A 593-nucleotide genomic window follows, 5' to 3' on the forward strand; every position below is an offset into this window, starting at 1 on the left:
GCCAGGGGCGCGGCCGCGGCTGTCGTGGCCGGCTGCAGGCGCAGCGTGCCGCAGGCGACCTTGATCTTGACCATGCGGCCCAGCAGGTGCTCGAAGCGATCCGGCGTCAGGTCCATCTCCAGGCCCCCCAGCCAGGCCAGGAACTCGGCGCGGTTGGGGTCGCGCTCGGTACCGATCTCGCCGACGCGGTTGGCCAGCGCCGGCTTGCCCAGCGTCCAGGCGACGGTGAACGGGCAGTTCATCGTGTTGAAGTCGAACTCGGCCTGTTGCTGCCGGATGCCCTTGATGTTGGACAGGAACTCGCCCAGCGTGACCTCGTCCTTGAAGCTGGCGCGGCCGGCGTCGTGCTTGCGGTAGATGAAGTGCTGGACGAAGCTCATCGGCCGGTCCTCGGCCGAGAGGCAGGGCAGGCGGTAGCTGCGGGCGCGGTCGAGGATCGCGTCCTGCGTGTTGCCGCTGGTGGAGGCGTACAGGGCCTGGACCTCGGGCGGCTGGTCCGGGGCGGTGAAGGTCATGCGGACCATCACGTTGCCGACGGTCTTCTGGTCGAAGCGCGAGGCATTGACCTGCAGCTGGTCGTCCGGCGTGCGCAG

The 593-nt window shown here is 69.3% G+C and carries 1 protein-coding gene; it reads right to left on the reverse strand.

Annotated features, from left to right (window positions below):
- Positions 1-593, reverse strand: a 593-nt coding sequence (locus tag FUT87_RS29770) for a hypothetical protein (RefSeq protein WP_186830828.1), incomplete at both ends; no start/stop codon positions are given.

It is taken from the genome of Mitsuaria sp. TWR114, assembly GCF_007997345.1.